Source organism: Sorangium sp. So ce295, from assembly GCF_051527405.1.
Lineage (GTDB): Bacteria > Myxococcota_A > Polyangia > Polyangiales > Polyangiaceae > Sorangium > Sorangium cellulosum_B.
In genome coordinates, this window is the sequence record NZ_CP150324.1 from 12527827 (window position 1) to 12544661 (window position 16835).

At 72.7% G+C, this 16835-nt stretch carries 11 protein-coding genes; 5 read left to right on the plus strand and 6 right to left on the minus strand.

Annotated features, from left to right (window positions below; translation table 11 throughout):
- Positions 1-6: 6 nt before the first annotated feature.
- Positions 7-1425, minus strand: a complete 1419-nt coding sequence (locus WMF11_RS47350; protein ID WP_437975457.1) for a type VI secretion system Vgr family protein — start codon at positions 1423-1425, stop codon at positions 7-9.
- Between WMF11_RS47350 and WMF11_RS47355 the strand changes: the two genes are divergently transcribed.
- The gene (locus tag WMF11_RS47355; RefSeq protein ID WP_437975458.1) at positions 1415-1648 is read left to right on the plus strand and encodes a hypothetical protein; all 234 of its coding nucleotides are present in this window, start codon (positions 1415-1417) and stop codon (positions 1646-1648) included. The two genes, WMF11_RS47350 and WMF11_RS47355, sit on opposite strands and share 11 nt — an antisense overlap.
- Positions 1649-2403: 755 nt before the next feature.
- Here the strand turns inward: WMF11_RS47355 and WMF11_RS47360 are convergent.
- Positions 2404-4269 carry a DUF2169 family type VI secretion system accessory protein gene (locus tag WMF11_RS47360; protein ID WP_437975459.1) on the minus strand — a complete coding sequence of 622 codons (1866 nt, stop codon included), beginning with the start codon at positions 4267-4269 and terminating at the stop codon, positions 2404-2406.
- Positions 4270-4340: 71 nt separating this feature from the next.
- On the opposite strand from WMF11_RS47360, the gene WMF11_RS47365 reads away from it, so the two are divergent.
- Both WMF11_RS47365 and WMF11_RS47370 read left to right on the plus strand, forming a co-directional pair.
- Positions 4341-4679, plus strand: coding sequence for a hypothetical protein (locus tag WMF11_RS47365; RefSeq protein WP_437547384.1), 339 nt, complete (start codon positions 4341-4343; stop codon positions 4677-4679).
- A 34-nt stretch (positions 4680-4713) separates the two neighbouring features.
- Positions 4714-5736: an aminoglycoside phosphotransferase family protein gene (locus tag WMF11_RS47370; RefSeq protein ID WP_437975460.1), complete on the plus strand. Its 1023-nt coding sequence runs from the start codon at positions 4714-4716 to the stop codon at positions 5734-5736.
- 222 nt (positions 5737-5958) lie between these two features.
- On the opposite strand, the gene WMF11_RS47375 is transcribed toward WMF11_RS47370, so the two are convergent.
- Positions 5959-7323 (minus strand): hypothetical protein, encoded by a 1365-nt coding sequence (locus WMF11_RS47375; protein WP_437975461.1) that lies wholly within the window; start codon positions 7321-7323, stop codon positions 5959-5961.
- 291 nt (positions 7324-7614) lie between these two features.
- Positions 7615-9063, minus strand: a complete 1449-nt coding sequence (locus tag WMF11_RS47380) for a cellulose binding domain-containing protein (protein WP_437975462.1) — start codon at positions 9061-9063, stop codon at positions 7615-7617.
- A 327-nt stretch (positions 9064-9390) separates the two neighbouring features.
- Here WMF11_RS47380 and WMF11_RS47385 point away from each other — a divergent pair, with 327 nt between their 5' ends.
- Positions 9391-10185 (plus strand): ABC transporter ATP-binding protein, encoded by a 795-nt coding sequence (locus WMF11_RS47385; protein ID WP_437975463.1) that lies wholly within the window; start codon positions 9391-9393, stop codon positions 10183-10185.
- Positions 10186-10451: 266 nt separating this feature from the next.
- Here WMF11_RS47385 and WMF11_RS47390 read toward each other — a convergent pair whose 3' ends face one another.
- Both WMF11_RS47390 and purN read right to left on the minus strand, forming a co-directional pair.
- Positions 10452-12077 (minus strand): NAD(P)-binding protein, encoded by a 1626-nt coding sequence (locus WMF11_RS47390; RefSeq protein ID WP_437975464.1) that lies wholly within the window; start codon positions 12075-12077, stop codon positions 10452-10454.
- The gene (purN, locus tag WMF11_RS47395) at positions 12074-12796 is read right to left on the minus strand and encodes a phosphoribosylglycinamide formyltransferase (RefSeq protein WP_437975465.1); all 723 of its coding nucleotides are present in this window, start codon (positions 12794-12796) and stop codon (positions 12074-12076) included. The genes WMF11_RS47390 and purN overlap by 4 nt, the downstream gene beginning before the upstream one ends.
- Before the next feature lie 217 nt (positions 12797-13013).
- Here purN and WMF11_RS47400 point away from each other — a divergent pair, with 217 nt between their 5' ends.
- Entirely contained in the window at positions 13014-16781 is a 3768-nt protein-coding gene (locus WMF11_RS47400; RefSeq protein WP_437975466.1) for a protein kinase domain-containing protein, read from the plus strand.
- Positions 16782-16835 lie beyond the last annotated feature (54 nt).

Here is a 16835-nt window from a genome sequence, read left to right on the forward strand (position 1 = left end):
GGCGGCTCACTCGTCCACGAGATCGAAGACGATGCCTCCCTGCGTCTTGATCCGGTGAGTCGACCGGTTCGCGCTGTTGACCGGAGAGGGCGTCAGCGGGTTGGGCGCGGCGCCCACGATGACCGGCCGATCCGGGTCGCCGTTCACGAAGGCGATGAGCACCTCGGTCCCCGGCTTGAGCGGGAAATGCGTGCCGTAGTTCGCTCCAGCGTGGTTCTGGAGCATGCGCACCGGCCTGGACGACACGCCGCCGGCCGCCCCCGTATCGAACAGGAACCGGACCATGTACCTGCCCTGATCGTCGATCTGCGCGTCGTTGCCCCCGCCCCCCGGCCCGGCGTCGACGATCCCCGTGACGACGCCGCTGATCCGGGGCGCCTTCGTGACGCGCGGCGGCCGGTACGTGTTCTTGCCCGGGATCGCGCGGAAGGTGTTCACGTAGCGCCGCGGCTCGTCGCTGCCGGTCAGCAGCGTCGCGCGGTGCTCCACCTCGACGAAGAGCAGATCGAGCGACTCCAGAATCGGGTGCCCTTCCACCGTCGATCGAGCGCCCGCGCCGAGCCCGCACACCGCGCTCCTGCCCGCGTACACGAGCTGCGTCGCCTGCCGCTCCTCGGCCCGGACCTGCGCCAGCGCCTTCCCCTCCGCCGGCGTCTTGTAATGGCCGCCGTACTCGATCACGCCCCCCGCGTACCCCGTGGGGAGGACGTGCTCCGACGTCAGATCGAGCATCGGTTGCCGGTAGTTGTAGTCGCGGGCGACATACACGCTCGGCACCAGCCGCGATCTCGCCTCGAGCTCGAAGACGTCGCGCGTGTCGCTGTTCTCGCGGAATTGGACGGACTCGGCGCCGGCCGCGGGCTCGAAGCCGGCGCCGTCGGTGAAGACCATCGTGTCCTGCCCGTCCTGGTGATCGAAGAAGAAGCTGATCCCGGCGTGCTCGGCCAGGCGGCTGATGAAGGCGAGATCGGTCTCCTGGTACTGCACCACGAACTCCCGCGGCGCGTACGTGCCCGTCAGCCTGAGCACCACGTCGCTCCCGCTCAGGCCCACGAGCTCGAGCTTTTGCTTGATGAGGTCCGGCACCGCCTTGTTCATCGAGATCTCCGTGGTCTCGACCAGCGCCAGCCGGTAGGCGCGCGGGACGATGTGCAGGCGGTACGCCCGGTGGTCGCGCAGGTTCGCGAGCATGTCGTGGACCTCCGCGACCATCCCGTGGACGCGCCGCACCTCGACCCTGTTCTGCTCGAAGACGATCGCGACGCTCTCGCCCGTGAAGGCCTGTCCGTCGACCTCGGCGTCGCGCGGACAGACCACCTCGACGTCGAACGTGAAGAGCTGGGAGATCGCTTCGCGCCCCGAGAGTCTGCTCACCTGGAGGAGGTCGGATGAGAAGCCGGAGAGCTCGAGTCGAATGTTCAGCAAATCGGCGAGCCCGCTCGCCGTCCCCGTCGATCCCTCATTCGTGACCTGGGAGAGGGTCTCCTGCCGAGGGGCGCTTGAAACGGCGAGCCTGCTCACCGTCCTCGTCGATCCCTCATTCGTGACCTGGGAGAGGGGCTCCTGCCGAGGGGCGCCTGAAACGGCGAGCCTGCTCATCGTCGTCGTCGAACCATCGTTCGTGACGGGGGAGGGGGTCTCCTGCTGAGGGGCGTCTGAATCGGCGAGCCTGCGCACCGACCTCGTCGGTTCAAGTTTCGTGACGTGGGAGGGGGTCTCCTGCCGAGGTGCGTCTGAATCGGCGAGCCTACTCACCGACCTCGTCGGTTCAAGTTTCGTGACGTGGGAGGGGGTCTCCTGCCGAGGTGCGTCTGAATCGGCGAGCCTACTCACCGACCTCGTCGGTTCAAGTTTCGTGACGTGGGAGGGGGTCTCCTGCCGAGGTGCGTCTGAATCGGCGAGCCTGCTCGCGGTCCTCGTCAGTTCATCATTCGTGACGTGGGAGGGGGTCTCCTGCTGAGGTGCGTCTGAATCGGCGAGCCTGCGCACACTCCTCGTCGGTTCAAGTTTCGTGACGTGGGAGAGGGTCTCCTGCTGAGGGGCGCCAGAATCGGCGAGCCTACTCACCGTCTTCGTCGGTTCAAGTTTCGTGACGTGGGAGAGGGTCTCCTGCTGAGGGGCGCCAGAATCGGCGAGCCTGCTCACCGTCTCCGTCGGTTCAACGTTCGTGACGTGGGAGAGGGTCTCCTGCTGAGGTGCGTCTGAATCGGCGAGCCTGCTCGCGGTCCTCGTCGAATCATCGTCCGTGACGTGGGAGAGGGTCTCCTGCTGAGGGGCATCTGAATCGGAGGGGCTGCGCGTCGTCATCGTCGATCCATCCTTCGTGACGTGGGGGAGGGGCTCCTGCTGAGGGGCGCCTCGCCCGCGGGCGCCCCTCACGCTCGTCGATGCGGGCTCGGCGAGCTACCGTTTGCGATCGAAGCGCTCGTAAAGGCTCCTCCTCAAGGCGGGGGAAGGGGTCGGCAGCGCGGGGCGCTCGGGCGGTGGAGGCGGCGGCCTGCGGGGCGGCGGGGCCGGCGGCGGCTCGTCCGCCTCGGGGGAGCGCGCAGGCGAGGCGCTCAGCGTTGGCCTCGGCGGGGGAGGCGGCTCCGGCAGCAGCGGCTCCGGAGGTGGCGCCGCCGGCTCAGGAGCCGGGAGCGGCGCTGCCGCCGTTTCTGGCGCTTCCACGGCGGCTGGCACGAGCGCAGGGGGGGCCGCGAGCGCGCCGGCGCCGGAGGGGCCGGGCGCGCCGGCGACCGGCTCCCAGTCGTCTTCCATCGCGAGCGCGAGCGTGCCCGAGCCCGCGCGCTCCTCCGCCGTGACCGGCTCCCGGCTGATCATCGATGGAGGCAGCGCGCCGCCCGGGGGCGCCGGCTGGAACGGGAGCGCGGGCTGGTCCGTCGCGCCGGCATCCTCCTCGGGCAGCAGCGCCAGCGTCGCGGCGGGAGACCCCTTCGGCCCTTCTTCCACCGAGGAGATCGAGAGGGTCCCCGTGTCGACCCGCGGCCCGTGCGCGCCCTCGGCCGGCCCGGCGATGTCGCCGGGAGCCGACCCGGGGCGGAACGGCGTCGCCGCCGCCGAGGCGAGGGCAGCGGCCACCGCGCCAGCGTCCGAGAGGCTCACCGTGCGCGCCCCGGCGGCCGGCGCGGCCTGGGTCGCGCCCAGGGGGTCGCCGCCGTCGCCGTCGCCTCCCACGCCGCGCGCGCGGCCGGCCGCGTCGGCTGCCTTCGCGGGATCCTGGGCCGCGGCGCCCTGCTCCGCCGGCGGCTCGGGCCACTCGAGCGGCTCGCCGGGGAGCTCGACCCCCGCCACGAGGGTGGCCGCCGCGAGCGCGGCCTCGTCGGGGACGACCAGGCTGCCCCGGAAGACGAGGGTGCAGCGCTGCTCGTCGCCGTCGATGCGCAGAATGTCTGCGTTCAGCTCGAGCGGGTGGCCCTCGCTCACGCCGAAGGCGGAGAGGCCATGGACGCGCGCTCGGCCGCGCGCCTCGGGCAGCCGCGTCCGGAGCCGCGGCAGCGTGGGGTGGAGCCCGTGGAGCTCGATCCACTCGCCGCCGCGCAGGTAACGCGTCCGCTGATCGGGCGGCGCCGCCTGGTAATAGGCCCACTCGAAGGGATCGGGGATCTCGGCGATGGCGGCGTCGAGCGCCTTGCGGGGCGTGGCCCCGAGCAGCCGCCTGCGCGCGGGCCAGGCGCGCGCGATGGGCCCGAAGCCGGCCGCGCGCGCCGGCTGGAGGGGATCGACGATGTTCGCCTCGGGCTCGGACGCGTCGCCCGTCGCCTGCACGCCGAGGAAGTTCTCCTGGTCGTTCTCGCCGCGGAGCGCCCGCTCGTACACGAGCGGCATCCGCTGGAACCCGGCCCTGTCCTTCACCAGGAGCTCCTTGTCGAGCAGGGGCCCGTCCTCATCGGAGATCGCGAGTCGCACGGGCAAGGCGTGCACGGGCGCGCCGGGCGGCGGCGCGTGGGCGTGGCCGGTAAAGAGCACGTCGGCGCGCTCCAGGTGCGGCGCCAGATCGCTCGTGAGCCGGACGCTCCGCCCAGGGTTGTTGCCGTGATGGACCTCCCCCTGGACGACCTGCTGCGGCTCGACCCTGGGCATCTCCGCGTCCGCCGCGAAGGCGAAGGTGGCCTTGACGATCACGGTGATGTGGAGCTCGCCCCGGCTGCGCCACGCGACGGCGGCGGCGGCGGCTCCGTTCAGCGGCGTGACCCTCACGGGCCCGGTCGCGCCGTTCGTTCCACGGGTCATCGCGCCCTTCGCCGCGCCCTTCTCCGCACCGTTCGCCATTCCGCGGCGTTATAGCACGGCTCTCGTCACGAACTTGCCGCCGCACTGCCCCCATGCCACCCACGGCGATCATGAAGCCGGCTGGAAACGCTCGTGCGCTGGGATCGGCGCTCGCCCTCCTCGTCATGATTGCCTCGTTCGGCTGCGACACGGTGGCGACGCTCGTCGCGCCCGCGGTGCCGGTGGTCATCGAGAAGGCGACCGCGCCCGGGGAGCCCGCCGCGCCCGAGGATCCTGCCGCGCCCGAGGCGCCCGAGAGCCGGAAGTGCTGCTTCCGGAGCGGCGAGGGCGCCGCGAAGGTGTGCGAGAGCCAGGAGCGCTGCTGCTCCGGCAGGTACGACCGCAGCGCGTGCGAGGACTCGGGCGGTCTCTGGTTCAACAGCGCCGACGGCTGCGCCGGCGCCTGCTGAGCATCTGGCTCGCTCCGCCGGCGTAGGAAAGGGTGTGCGCGAGCTCGACACCGACGCCCTGCTCCGGCTCGTGCAGCGGGCCACGGGCCATGTCCCGTCGTCGATGGTCCCGCTGCGCGGGGGCGTGTCGTGCCGGCGCTATCTGCGCGTCGTGACGCCGGCCGGGACGGCGGTCGCGATGTTCGCGCCGAGCGCGGGGGCCGACGGCGTCGCGATCGGCGCCGCTCCCCCGCGGTGGCCGTTTCTCGAGGTGCACGCGCTCCTCCGGGAGCGCGGCGTCCGGGTGCCGGCGCTGCTCGCCGAGGACTGCGAGCACGGCCTGCTCCTCCTGGAGGATCTCGGGGACGCGACGCTCTCGGCCTTCGTCGAGCGCGCGCCCGCCCGCCGCGCCGAGGTCTACGCGCTGGCCGCGCGCGATATCGCCCGGGCGCAGCGGGCGCTCGCGGCGCTCCCGAGCGGATCGAGCGTCGACTCGTGCGCGCTCGACGAGACGCTCCTGCGCTGGGAGCTCGACCATTTCCGCGCGTGGGCGCTCGACGCGCGCGGGCTCAGGCTGGGCGACGCGGCGCGGGCCGAGCTCGACGCCGTCTCGGAGCGCCTCGCCCGGCGCATCGCCGCGTGGCCGCGGGGCTTCGTTCACCGCGATTACCAGAGCCAGAACCTCATGGTCGTGGACGCGGCGGGCGGGGGCCTCGAGATCGCCTGGCTCGACTTCCAGGACGCCCTCCTCGGCCCGCGCGCCTACGATCTCGCGACGCTCCTGAATGACAGCGCACAGGATCTGGATCGCTCCTTCGTCGAGGCCCGGCTGGACGACTATGCCGCCGCCGCCTCGCTCGACAGGCCGGCGCGCGACGCGCTTGGCCGGGAGTTCGAGGTGCTCACGGTCCAGCGCAAGCTGAAGGACGCCGGCCGCTTCGTCTTTCTCGACCGCATCGGCGTGGATCCTACGTACCTGCGCTACGTCGAGCCCGCGCTCGCGAGGGCGCGCGCCGCGCTCGCGAGGATGGGCGACGACGAGGACATGCGGGTGCTGGCGCGGCTCATCGCGTGGTGAGAGAGAGTTGGACGCCAAAAGACGCCAAGGGACGCCAAAAGACGCCAACAGATGAGAGAAAGGGGGACGCGTGGCTCTCGGAACGCCATGTCGACGACCCTGGCTATCTTGTCACGAACAATCCCGTCTCTTTTTTGGCGTCTTTTGGCGTCTTGTGGCGCCCTGGCGTTTGAATCTGACATGCCCGGTCGTCGGCCGGCCGGATCTCGGCCTCGGTGCGGCTCAGAGCTCCGACTGCTCCAGAAAGCGCTGGAGGAACGTGACGGCGGCTTGCTCTCCAGCCTCCGGGAAGCCCCCGAACATCGCGAACTGGTGCCATACCCAGCCGGCGTTCAGATAGGTATCCTTCTCGCTCGCCTCGAGCGAGGAGCACACGTGATCCCAGCGCGGGTTCGCCCCGGGGAGATAGCCGCTCCTGTCGGGCGGCAGGCTGGTCAGGCGCGCTTCCCTAGAGGGGCCGGGGAGCCTCTGCTGGAGCGCCGCGTTCGCGTCGAGCTGGTGGCCGCCGGTCATCCGCAGGCGGCGCGAGGTGTCGCCGCCGAGCCAGCGCACGAGCAAGGCCTCATTCTTGGCGATGCCGCGGGCGTCGAACGCGAACACCTCGCTCACGCGGTCCTTGTTGGCCGCGAGCGCCTGCCACAGGGCCAGTCCGCCGGCGCTGAAGCCCGCGAGCCCGAGCTTGCCGAGCCGCGGCCCGCCCTGCCCCGTACCGATCTTCCGCGCGCCGCAGAGGAAGCGGAGCGCCGCCTCGGCGAGGCCCGGCAGGCTCGCGGTCGTGGCGGCGCCGAAGCTCGCCCCGCTCGGCCACGGGTGCAGCATGACCACCGCCCTGCCGCTCGCGGCGAGCGCCTCCTCGAAGCCGCAGCGGACATAGACCCAGCGCGACTGGTCGCGCGGATCGCGCTCGAACACGTCGCGCGCCCAGAACGACGCGCCGGGAGACGGGTCGGGCGCGAGCAGGTATCGATTCAGCCCGAACATCTCGTGGCGCTGGTCGACCCGGGTATACGGGTACCCTTCCGGCCGGTAGAACACGAGGGCCGAGATCCCGTCGTCCGGCGGCGCCTTGCAGGCCTCCGGGATGCTCGCGAACCAGATCTTCGGATCCCCCGCGGTGGCGCCGAGGGCCACGAGCTCGGTCCCGGGCCGGTGCTCGCGCCGGTACTCGTCCGCATACCCGGCGTAGGCCATCCAGAACGGGGTGATATCGACGAAATCCGTCCTGATCTGGGCGAGCGCGAGGCCGGGCGCCGATTGCACGTCGACGAGCGGGTGGGCCTGCCCGAGCTCCGGGTCAGGGGCGGGGCTGAGCGCCGTCCCGCCGCTCGCCACGTCGAACGCCTGGTCGACCGACAGGACCTCTTCCTCCAGGGCGGGGACGTCCTCGAAGGCGTCGAACGCCGCCGAGAAGCGTGCGCTGAGCGCGACGCGCGACGCCCCGGCGGGGATCACGAACTCGCGCCGCCCAGGGCTCGATCCGGCGAGCGGCAGCGGCGCGTCGTCGGCCGTCGCCTGCACGTCGGCGAGCGCGTCGGGCAGAAGCGGGCTGCCCGCATTGCGCCAGGTGACCCGGAGCCTCAGCGCCATGCGGCGCCCCGGACCGGAGGGCGCGCCCGGCGAGGAGGGAGCGCGGCGGCGTGGAGGGGGTCGACCGGGCCATTGCCGGCGAAGGGGGAGCGCTGCGGGGCGGAGGGCACGGGGCGCCCACGGTACCAGAGGGCGCGGCCCGCGGGCGAGCGCGACCGGGCGCGCTCGCCCGCGCGGGGAGCCCCGAGAGGGGCGCTTCCCGTGTCGTTCGGCCGATCCTGCGGGCCGGCGCGCCGCGCCGCCTGGGGCTGTGTCGCCTCCTCGGCTGGCGCGGCGCCAATCGACTGGAGCTCAGCGGTTGCCGTTCGCGCAGTACCCGAACTCGACGGCCGTTCCAGGCTTGATCTTGGCGTTCCAGCTCACGCCGGTGAACACGAAGTCGGTGCCTTGCTTGACGGCGTTGGTGTTCCAGAAGTCACGGAGCGTCGCGCCGTTCGAGGGCACGTAGAGCTTCCATGTGGTCTCGCCGCTGTCGTTCTTGGTCAGCTTGACGTTGTTGCAGTAGCCGCCCGTCCACGTCGAGTTGGGGGTGATGCCGATGGTGATGTTGCCGCCCTCCACGCGCACGCCGGTCCCGGGGTTGCCCCCGCCGCTGCCGCCGCCGGTGCTGCTGCTGCTGCTGCTCGACGAGGACGTGGTGGTGCCGCCGCCGCCGCCACCGCTGCCGGAGGTGCTGGAGCTGGAGCTGCTGGTGGTGGAGCTGCTGGAGCTGGAGCTGGAGCTGCTGCTGCCCTTCACCCGCGCGATGAAGCTGTCATAGCCGGCGACGTCGCCCGTCTGAGAGAGCATGACGATCGCGACGCCCATGTCGACGGCCTTGGCGACGTTGCTCTCGTTGAGCCAGGTGGAGTCGACGTTGATCGGGCCGCCGCCGAACGTGTACGCGTCCACGATGACGAGCGGCAGGCTGAGCGCGGTGGTGATCTCCTTGTAGGTGAAGTTGTCGATCTTGCCCGTGGTGAACGGGAATTGCTTGCCCGTGAGGCCGACGTACTTGACCACGCTGCGATCCCAGCCGTCGTAGAAGTCGCCGACCGACGACGCCCACTTGGTGGCCGACGGGCTGAACCACGGGCTGAAGTCGATGACCACCTTGCACGAGGGGCAGCCCGCCTTGATGGCGCCGAGGATCTGGTTGATGAAGCTGTCGGACTCCGTCTCCGTGAGCGCGTTCTGCTGCGCCGTCTGCGAGAACTGGTACCAGTCCGGCTCGATGTGGATCAGCGCCTCGCGCCCTCCGAGTGCCCCGTTGATCCCTGACGCCGCCTTCTGGTAGGCGCTCGCCATCGAGCCGATGTTGGCGCGCACGTACGCCGCGCCCCTCTGGCACAGCGGTGCGCCGCTGTTGCCGTCGCAGTCGTTCTCGGACCCGAGCCCCTTCTTCGTCATGTCCGTGGCGATGTAGCCGAAGAAGTAGGGGGTCTTCCCCGCGTTGACGATCTGCGTAAGCTTGTTCTTATGTGTGCTGGTGAAGCCGCCCGATTGCAACCAGTCCCCGACGGCCACAACATCGACGTTGGCGGGTCCGGACTGGGGCGGCGACCAGCTCTGGCTCCACTGCGGAGCGACGCCGAAGCGCATCTGCGATGCCGCCGCGGCCGCCGCTGCCTCATCGGCGAAAATCTCGTCCTCTTCGGAGGCGCTGGAACCATCGTCCGCGACAACGATGCACCCGCCGACAGCGGCGAGCAGGCACAGAGCTGCCCCAGCACCGAAAAGCGAACCCTTGATCTTCGTCATTGTCAATCTCCAAGTGACCGAGCGGCTCCGCGCCGCATCGGATTTTTCCACTCCCGAGTGCCAGCATCGGCTTGGCACGGGGCGCTTGTTGAAAGGAAGGTTCGGAGAGCGTTGCAACGGCCGGGCCATCGTCTCTCCAGAGAGGAGAACGCCGGTTCACGGGCACATTCCGACGGTGCCTGTCCGCGAGAGATGGAGAGTGGGCCGATGGAGTGGATCACCGAACCGGGGCACGGATGATCCACCGCGAACGCCCTGATTTCTCGGTGCGGGACGCTGGCAAGCGGGTAGTCTGCGCCCGATGAACCAGGACCGTGGAGTGGAGCGATGAGCGCGCCCGCGCTCATCGAGATCGAGGACGCCGAGGTCTTCCGCGGCGACACGCGCGTCTTCGAGGGGCTGTCGCTGCGCATCGAGCAGGGCGAGAACACCGCGATCCTCGGGCCCAACGGCGCCGGGAAGTCGACCTTGCTGAGGCTGCTCTCACGGGAAATCTATCCGGTCCACCGCGAGAGCTCGCATGTGCGGATACTCGGTCGCGAAAGGTGGGAGGTGTCCGCACTGCGGCGCAGGCTTGGGCTCGTGTCGTACGAGCTGCAGATGGCCTATCCCCGGGGTGTGCGGGGCTCCGAGGTGGTGCTCTCCGGCTTCTTCGCGAGCGCCGGGCTGCACGAGCACGAGCCGGCGACGGCCGCGCAGCGCCGGCGCGCCGAGGAGGTGCTCCGCGATCTCGGCGTCGCGCACCTCGGCGACAAGCCCATCGCGGAGATGTCGGCCGGCGAGCAGCGGCGCTGCCTGCTCGGGCGCGCCCTTGTGCACGATCCGGAGGCGCTGGTGTTCGACGAGCCGACGACGAGCCTCGATCTGAAGGCCGCGTTCGAGCTCATCGACCTGCTCAGGCGCCTTGCGCAGCGAGGCAAGACGCTGATCCTGGTGACGCACCATGTGCAGGAGATCCCGCCGGAGATCGGGCGGGTCGTCCTGCTGCGGAATGGCCGCGTCTTCGCCGATGGCCCGAAGCGCGCGGTGCTGACCGACGACAACCTGTCGCGCCTGTTCGACGTGCCCCTCACCGTGGTCGAGCGCGACGGCTTCTTTCAGGTCTTCCCCCGATCCCTCTGAGACACGGAGTCTCGCCGTCACGTCTCACCCGCTTCGCAAGACGCACGGTTCGTCCTCTGCGCAGTGGAGAGATCAGAAAACGGTAGGCCCCCAGAGAGGGTGTTCTCGGCGCGGGGTGGGGGATGGGCCGATGTTTGAGCCTGAAACACGAGCCATCCGGCAACGCCGGGTGGCTCGTGTTTCAGGCGAGTTCGGCGGGGCCCCACCCCGCGCCGAGAACACCCTCTCTGGGGGCCGGGCAGCCCTGCGAGGCCCGCCACCCCGCGCTAGCCGATCTCCACCTTGCTCCACATGTCCCGCCGCATCCGCTCCTTCCGCCGGTCGGTCCGGGTCACGAGCCGGGCGGCTCCCCAGGCGGCGAGCAGCTGGCCCTCCTGGCCGAGGCCGGGCAGCACGCTCCGGCCGACGAGCAGGGTGCGCTCGATCGGCCCGCGGATCGGCTCGCCCGCGAGCCCGAGGTAGCCGGGCGGGTCGACCTCGAGCTGCCGCACCATCGGCTCGGCGCCCGGGGCCGCGCCCTTCAGCGCGGCGCGCTCGATGAGGCGGCGGCGCTGGCCGTCGTAGAGCCACACGGGCAGCCCGTCGTGCACCGAGTCGACGAGCACGAGGTGGCGCTCGAGGAAGGGGAGCTCGGCCGTGAGCGCGTCGAGCACCGCCTGGCGCGCCTCGAGCAGCGACAGCGGGCCCCGGTCGGGGAGCAGGATCTCCGCCACGAGCAGCGTGTCGGTCGACGGAGCCGGCAGATCGCAGCGCTGGAGGTGGACCACGGGGCGCCCAGGTCCGGTCGGCCGCGTCTGCCGCGGCGAGCTCGGACGGCCCCCGGAGGCGCCGTCGCTCGACACGCGCGGCGGCGCGGGCGAGCGGCCAGCCGACGCGGACGGGAAGGGGAACAGCAGCGCCTCGGGGCCGAGCGGCTCGGGCAAACCCTCGCGGCGCACGATGAGCGACACGACGAAGCGGCCGATCGACGAGGTGATCCGCGGCCACTCGCGCAGCGCGCGCTTGTGGATGCCCTCGCCGCCCGAGAGGCTCGCGAGCGTCTCGCCGTCCATGTCGGTGATGACGAAGCTGCTGCCGTTCGGGTGATCGTCGCCGTCGAGCACGACCCCCGCGGCGGTGCCGCGGCGGACGTGGACCGACGCCGCGCGCTCGTCGAGCAGGCAGCGGCCGCCGTGGGCGAGGATGCGCTCCACGAGGAACTCCTCGAGCTCCTCCTCGCCGCGCGGGAGCATCATCAGCCCGCGCGTCCACGCCCCGTGCAGGCGCGCGACCGCGAAGGGGGGCGGGAGCGCCGAGAGGTCCGTGGCGAAGAGGACGGACTGCGTGACGATCGAGCGGAACAGGTGGCCGCGCGGGAACTCGACGAGCAGGTCGGCGTCGGGCTCGGCGCGCGCGTACGGGAGCATGCCGGCGTAGCGCGCGGTCTCGCGCCGCTCCCAGAAGGTGCCCGGCGGCCAGAGGGCGTCGTGCGAGAAGGCGTCGTCGGCGGCGCCGTTGACGTGGGCGAGCTCGGCGTAGAGCTCGTCGACGACCCGCCGGAGCTCGGGGAACTCGCGGTCGATCTCGCGGCCGAAGAGGACCATGTCGGGCGGCACGTCGAGGCGCCGGCGCGGCGCGACGGCCTGCAGCATGGGCATGGCCGGGACGATGCGGCGCTTCCAGGTCTGCGACTGGGCGAGCTCGACGAGGAAGCGGCGCCACGCGGGCGAGGGCTCGGCGAGCATCGTGAAGGCGCGCCGGCGGAGGACGTGCTGGTCGAGGCGGTAGGTGGGCGGGCGCTCGCCGTGCCCGACGACCATCACGGTGAAGTCGCGGCGCGCGAGGAGCGCCGCGGCCGTGAGCGCGCCGATGGACCGGCCGAGGACGATGACGTCGTAGTGCTTGTGGATCACGCCCCTTCCCCGACTCCTCCGACTTCCCTGACTTCCCCCACGTTTCCACGCGCAGGGCCGCCCTGGGCGAGCCCGAGCGCGGTCTCGACGCCGGCGAGCGTCGCGCGCGCGCGCCCGCCCGGCACGTCAGGCGGCGCGATCTGGAGGCGCCCCTCGGCGATCCACGAGAGCGCGCCGACGAGCAGGGCGTGCTCCTGGACGAGGATGCGCGCGGCGAGCGCGTCGCGGTCGTCCCCGTCGAGCACGGGGACGGCGGCCTGCGCGAGGATGGGCCCGGTGTCGGTGCCGGCGTCCACGAGGTGGACGGTGCAGCCGGTGACGCGCACGCCGTGATCGAGCGCCTGCTGCTGGGCGTCGACGCCGGGGAAGGAGGGCAGGAGCGACGGGTGGATGTTCACGACCCGGTGCGGGAAGGCGTCGAGGAAGGTCGTCGTGAGCAGGCGCATGAAGCCCGCGAGGACGACCCAGGTCACGCCCGCCTCGCGGAGGGCGGCGACGGCGGCGGTGTCGAAGCTGTCGCGATCGGCGAAATCCCGGTGCGCGAGGACGCGCGTGGGGACCCCGGCGCGCTCGGCGCGCGCGAGGCCCTCCACGTCGGGCCGGTTGGACACGACGAGCCGCACGCGGGCGTCGAGGCGGCCGGCGGCGATGGCGTCGAGGATCGCCTGGAGGTTCGTGCCGCGGCCGGAGATGAGGACGCCGAGATCGAGGGGGGGCATGGGGGGCAGATACTACGGCGGGGGCGGGCGCGGGAGAGATCCGGGGCGAAAGCGGCCGCCCGGCTCCCCGGGGGGCGCATCGAGGGCTGCGAAGCGACCTCCGGGCCGCTCGCGCTGTCATTTGCGGCTGCGCACGCTCGCGCCTCGCCGTGGCCGGGCCCCTCTGGCCGGCCACCTACCAATGCCGCGCCGCTCGGGGTAGGGTGGCGGCGCCACGATGTCGGAACGCCCGCCTGAGCCGACCCTTACCGCCGACGAGGCCGCGAAGCACCGGGCGAGGTCCTACCTCGGGCGGGTGATCTCGAAGCGCTACCGCATCGACGAGGTCATCGCGATGGGCGGCATGGGCGCGGTCTACCGCGGCGAGCACGTGCACATGCACAAGCGCGTCGCGATCAAGATCCTGCACCCCGACACCGAGCGGCTCCCCGAGCTCGTGCAGCGCTTCGAGCGCGAGGCCATCGCCGGCGCCCACATCCAGCACCGGAACGTCGCGACCGCGACCGATTTCGGCGAGGCGGAGGACGGCTCGTTCTTCCTGGTCCTCGAGTACGTGCGCGGCACGACGCTCCACGAGATCATCCGGCGGGGGCCGGTGCCCGCCGCGCGCGCCGCCCTGATCGCCAGGCAGCTCGCGGCCGCGCTCGACGCGACCCACGCGATGGGCATCGTCCACCGCGACGTGAAGCCGCGCAACGCGATGGTCGTCGAGCCGCAGGGCGACCTCGTGAAGCTCATCGATTTCGGCCTCGCGAAGGTGAGCGTCGATCAGCTGCGCCGCTCCGTCGCGTCGCCGGAGTCCGCGCGGGCGGGGGCGGACTCGCTCCCGGTCCGGCTCACAACGGCCGGCGTGATCTTCGGGACCATCGCCTACCTCGCCCCGGAGTCGGCGCTCGGGATGGACTTCGTCGACGAGCGCGCGGATCTCTACGCCCTGGGCCTGATCCTCTACGAGATGCTGGCCGGCAAGCACCCGTTCCTCGCCAAGGATCCGGTCGAGCTCTTCAACCAGCAGCGGAGCGCGCCCGTGCCGGCGATCGCCGCGCACTCGCCCGGCGTCGTGGTCCCGCCTGCCCTCGAGGCGGTCGTGCGGCTCCTCCTCGAGAAGAATCCGCGCGCCCGCTTCGGCACCGCGGAGGAGCTGATCGCGGCGCTCGACGACGCGTGCGCCGCGTCGGGGATCGCGGTGCACGAGCCGCGGGCGGAGATGGCGTCGAGGGGGGAGATGTCATCGAGGGCGGAGATGACGTCGGTGCCCGCGATCGCGGACGCGGCGCGCGTGCCGAGCAACCGGCCGCCCGTGCCCAGCGCGCCGTCGGGCGCGCGCGACGCGAGCGCCGGCGGCTCGTCGGCGATCCTCCTCGGCGATTCGTGTCTGGTCTCGCTGGAGGACGTCGCGGACGCGCTGGCGCCGGCCGGGAGCGGCGCGGGCGCGCCGGAGGCAGAGCGCGCGCGCGCGTCGAGCGAGCCGGGGGAGGGCCGCGCGGACAGCATGGAGCTGGCGGGGACGGCCGCCGTGGAGCCGGCGGAGGGCGACGAAGACGACGAGGACGCCCTCAGCCACTCCCGGCCGACGCCGGTGCGCAACACGCCGACCCTCGTCGCCGAGCTGACGCGCGACTCGCGCCCGACGACGGTAGGCGGCGCGGCGTTCATGGCGCAGGTCGCCTTCGCGCAGGAGGCCGCCAGGGCCGACGCTGCCGCCGCGGCCGACGACTCGAGCGTGCCGGAGGACGCGCGCCCGACGACGGTAGGCGGCGCGGCGCTCATCGCCCAGGCGGCTTTCGCTCGCGAAGCAGCCGGCGGTGGCGCTTCTTCCGAGGCCGATGACCCGCAGCCGCCGCGCGACTCGTGGCAGCTGCTCGATGCGGCGGCGCCGTCGCAGGAGCCGGTGACACCGGAGGAGCCGGCGCTGCCGGCCTCGACGGCTCCATCGCCTGGGGAGGCCGCGCGGTCCGTCGAAGCGCCTGTGGCGACGGCGGCAACGGGACTCAGCTCCCTACGGCTGTCGCTGGATGATCTCTTGTCGTCGCCGGGTCAGGCGGAGCGTCGTCCGGTAGAGCCCTCGGCGAAGAAGCCGCCGCCGTCGGGCGTGGAGGAGCGATCGTCGCCTGAAGCGGAGCAGGCGCCATCGAAGCCACCGTCGTCGCCTGCGGCGGAGAGTTCGCCATCGAAGCCGCCGTCGTCGGCTGCGGCGGACAGTTCGCCATCGAAGCCGCCGTCAGCGGAGCGTGCGTCATCGAAGCCGCCGTCGTCGGCTGCGGCGGAGCGTGCGTCATCGAAGCCGCCGTCAGCGGAGCGTGCGTCGTCGAAGCCGCCGTCGTCGGCTGCGGCGGACAGTTCGCCATCGAAGCCGCCGTCGTCGGCTGCGACAGACAGTTCGCCATCGAAGCCGCCGTCGTCTCCTGCGGCGGAGCGTGCGTCATCGAAGCCGCCGTCGTCGGCTGCGGCGGAGAGTTCGCCATCGAAGCCGCCGTCGGCGGAGCGTGCGTCGTCGAAGCCGCCGTCGTCGCCTGCGGCGGAGAGGGCGTCGTCGAGGTCGCCGTCGTCGCCTGAAGCGGAGCAGGCGCCATCGAAGCCGCCGTCGTCGCCCGCGGCGGAGCGTGCGTCATCGAAGGCGCCGCCCGCGTCCGCTGCGGAGCCGGCGTCCGTCGCGAAGCCGGCGTCGTCGAAGCCGCCGTCCTCGTCTGCGGCGGAGAGCTCGCCATCGAAGCCGCCGTCCTCGTCTGCGGCGGAGAGTGCCCCATCGGAGCCGCTGTCCGCGTCCGCTGTGGAGCCGGCATCCGTCGCCAAGCCGCCGTCGTCGAAGCCGCCGTCGTCGAAGCCGCCGTCCGGGGCCGGCGCGGAGCCAGCGTCATCGCCGTCGCCCGCGCCCTCCGTGAAGGCGCAGCCGCCGCAGACCGAGCCGGCTCCCGTGGCGTCCGCGTCCCCGCCGCCGGACGAGCCGCCCGCAGAGGATGAGGCGCCCGTCTCGGAGCCGACGTCCGAGCGGATGAGCGGCTCGCGGCCAGCCTTCGCCCCGACGCTGCTGCGGGAGCTGGAGGCCGCCGAGGCAGAGCGCGTCGCCCGCGAGCGCGAGGAAGAGGCCAAGCGGAAGCTCGCGGAGGAGGAAGAGCGCGCCGCGCGCGAGCGCGAGGAGAAGGCCAGGCGAAAGCGCGAAGCGCGGGAGGCTCGCGCGTCGCGGCTGGGCCCCGAAGGCCTCGGCGGCCGCGTGGGCCGGCTGGCCCCGTACCTGGGCGGCGGCCTCCTCGCGGCGGCGGTGATCGCGGCGCTCGCCGGCGGTGGGCGCGCCCCGCCCGAGCCGGAGCCCCAGCTCGGCTCCGCGAGGCCCCCCGCGAGCGCGCTCGCCACGAGCGAGCCGGCCCCGGCCGACTCCGCCGCCGTCCCCGAGGCACCCGCGCCCACGGCGCCGGCGCCCGAGGCCCCTGCGCCGGCGGCGTCCGACGCGCCGGCCGAACCCCCGCCCGATGAAGCGGCCCGGAAGGCGCTCACCGACGCTGTCAGGGCGCGCCGGTGGGTGAAGGCCGCCGACGCGATCCAGCAGCTCGCGGAGCGCGATCCGGCGGCGCTCCGCGAGCGCGCGCTCGCGATCGCGGCGCGCAACGTCGCCATCGCCATCGCGAAGACGGGCGAGGAGCACGCCGACAAGGTCTTCGCGGCGCTCTCGAGCCGCTTCGGGACGGCGGGCATCGACGTGCTCTACGAGATCGTCGAGACCCGCGGCCGCTCCACGCCGGCCACCCGGGCCGCGAAGCTGCTCCGCGATCCGGAGATCGCGGCCCGCGGGACCCCCGCGGTCCGGATCTCCTTCGAGCTGCGCGACGCCACGTGCGGCGAGAAGCTCCCGTTCCTCGAGCGCGCCGTCTCCGAGGGCGACGAGCGCACCCTCGTCGTGCTCGAGACCACGGTGAGGCCCTGTTACAAGAAGAGCCGGGCGATCGACGACGCGATCAAGAACCTGCGATCGCGGCTCGAAGGCGGCTGAGCTCGCGCCGCGCGGCCCGCGCCGCCGCTCGGCGCATCCCGGCCCGCGCGCCGC

What these genes read in the sequence shown, in the direction of transcription:
- WMF11_RS47400 (WP_437975466.1), top strand. Translation starts at nt 13,014, where the DNA reads ATGTCGGAACGCCCGCCTGAGCCGACCCTTACCGCCGACGAGGCCGCG.
- WMF11_RS47360 (WP_437975459.1), bottom strand. Translation starts at nt 4,269, where the DNA reads ATGGCGAACGGTGCGGAGAAGGGCGCGGCGAAGGGCGCGATGACCCGT.
- WMF11_RS47365 (WP_437547384.1), top strand. Translation starts at nt 4,341, where the DNA reads ATGAAGCCGGCTGGAAACGCTCGTGCGCTGGGATCGGCGCTCGCCCTC.
- WMF11_RS47380 (WP_437975462.1), bottom strand. Translation starts at nt 9,063, where the DNA reads ATGACGAAGATCAAGGGTTCGCTTTTCGGTGCTGGGGCAGCTCTGTGC.
- WMF11_RS47355 (WP_437975458.1), top strand. Translation starts at nt 1,415, where the DNA reads ATGTTCAGCAAATCGGCGAGCCCGCTCGCCGTCCCCGTCGATCCCTCA.
- purN (WP_437975465.1), bottom strand. Translation starts at nt 12,796, where the DNA reads ATGCCCCCCCTCGATCTCGGCGTCCTCATCTCCGGCCGCGGCACGAAC.
- WMF11_RS47385 (WP_437975463.1), top strand. Translation starts at nt 9,391, where the DNA reads ATGAGCGCGCCCGCGCTCATCGAGATCGAGGACGCCGAGGTCTTCCGC.
- WMF11_RS47375 (WP_437975461.1), bottom strand. Translation starts at nt 7,323, where the DNA reads ATGGCGCTGAGGCTCCGGGTCACCTGGCGCAATGCGGGCAGCCCGCTT.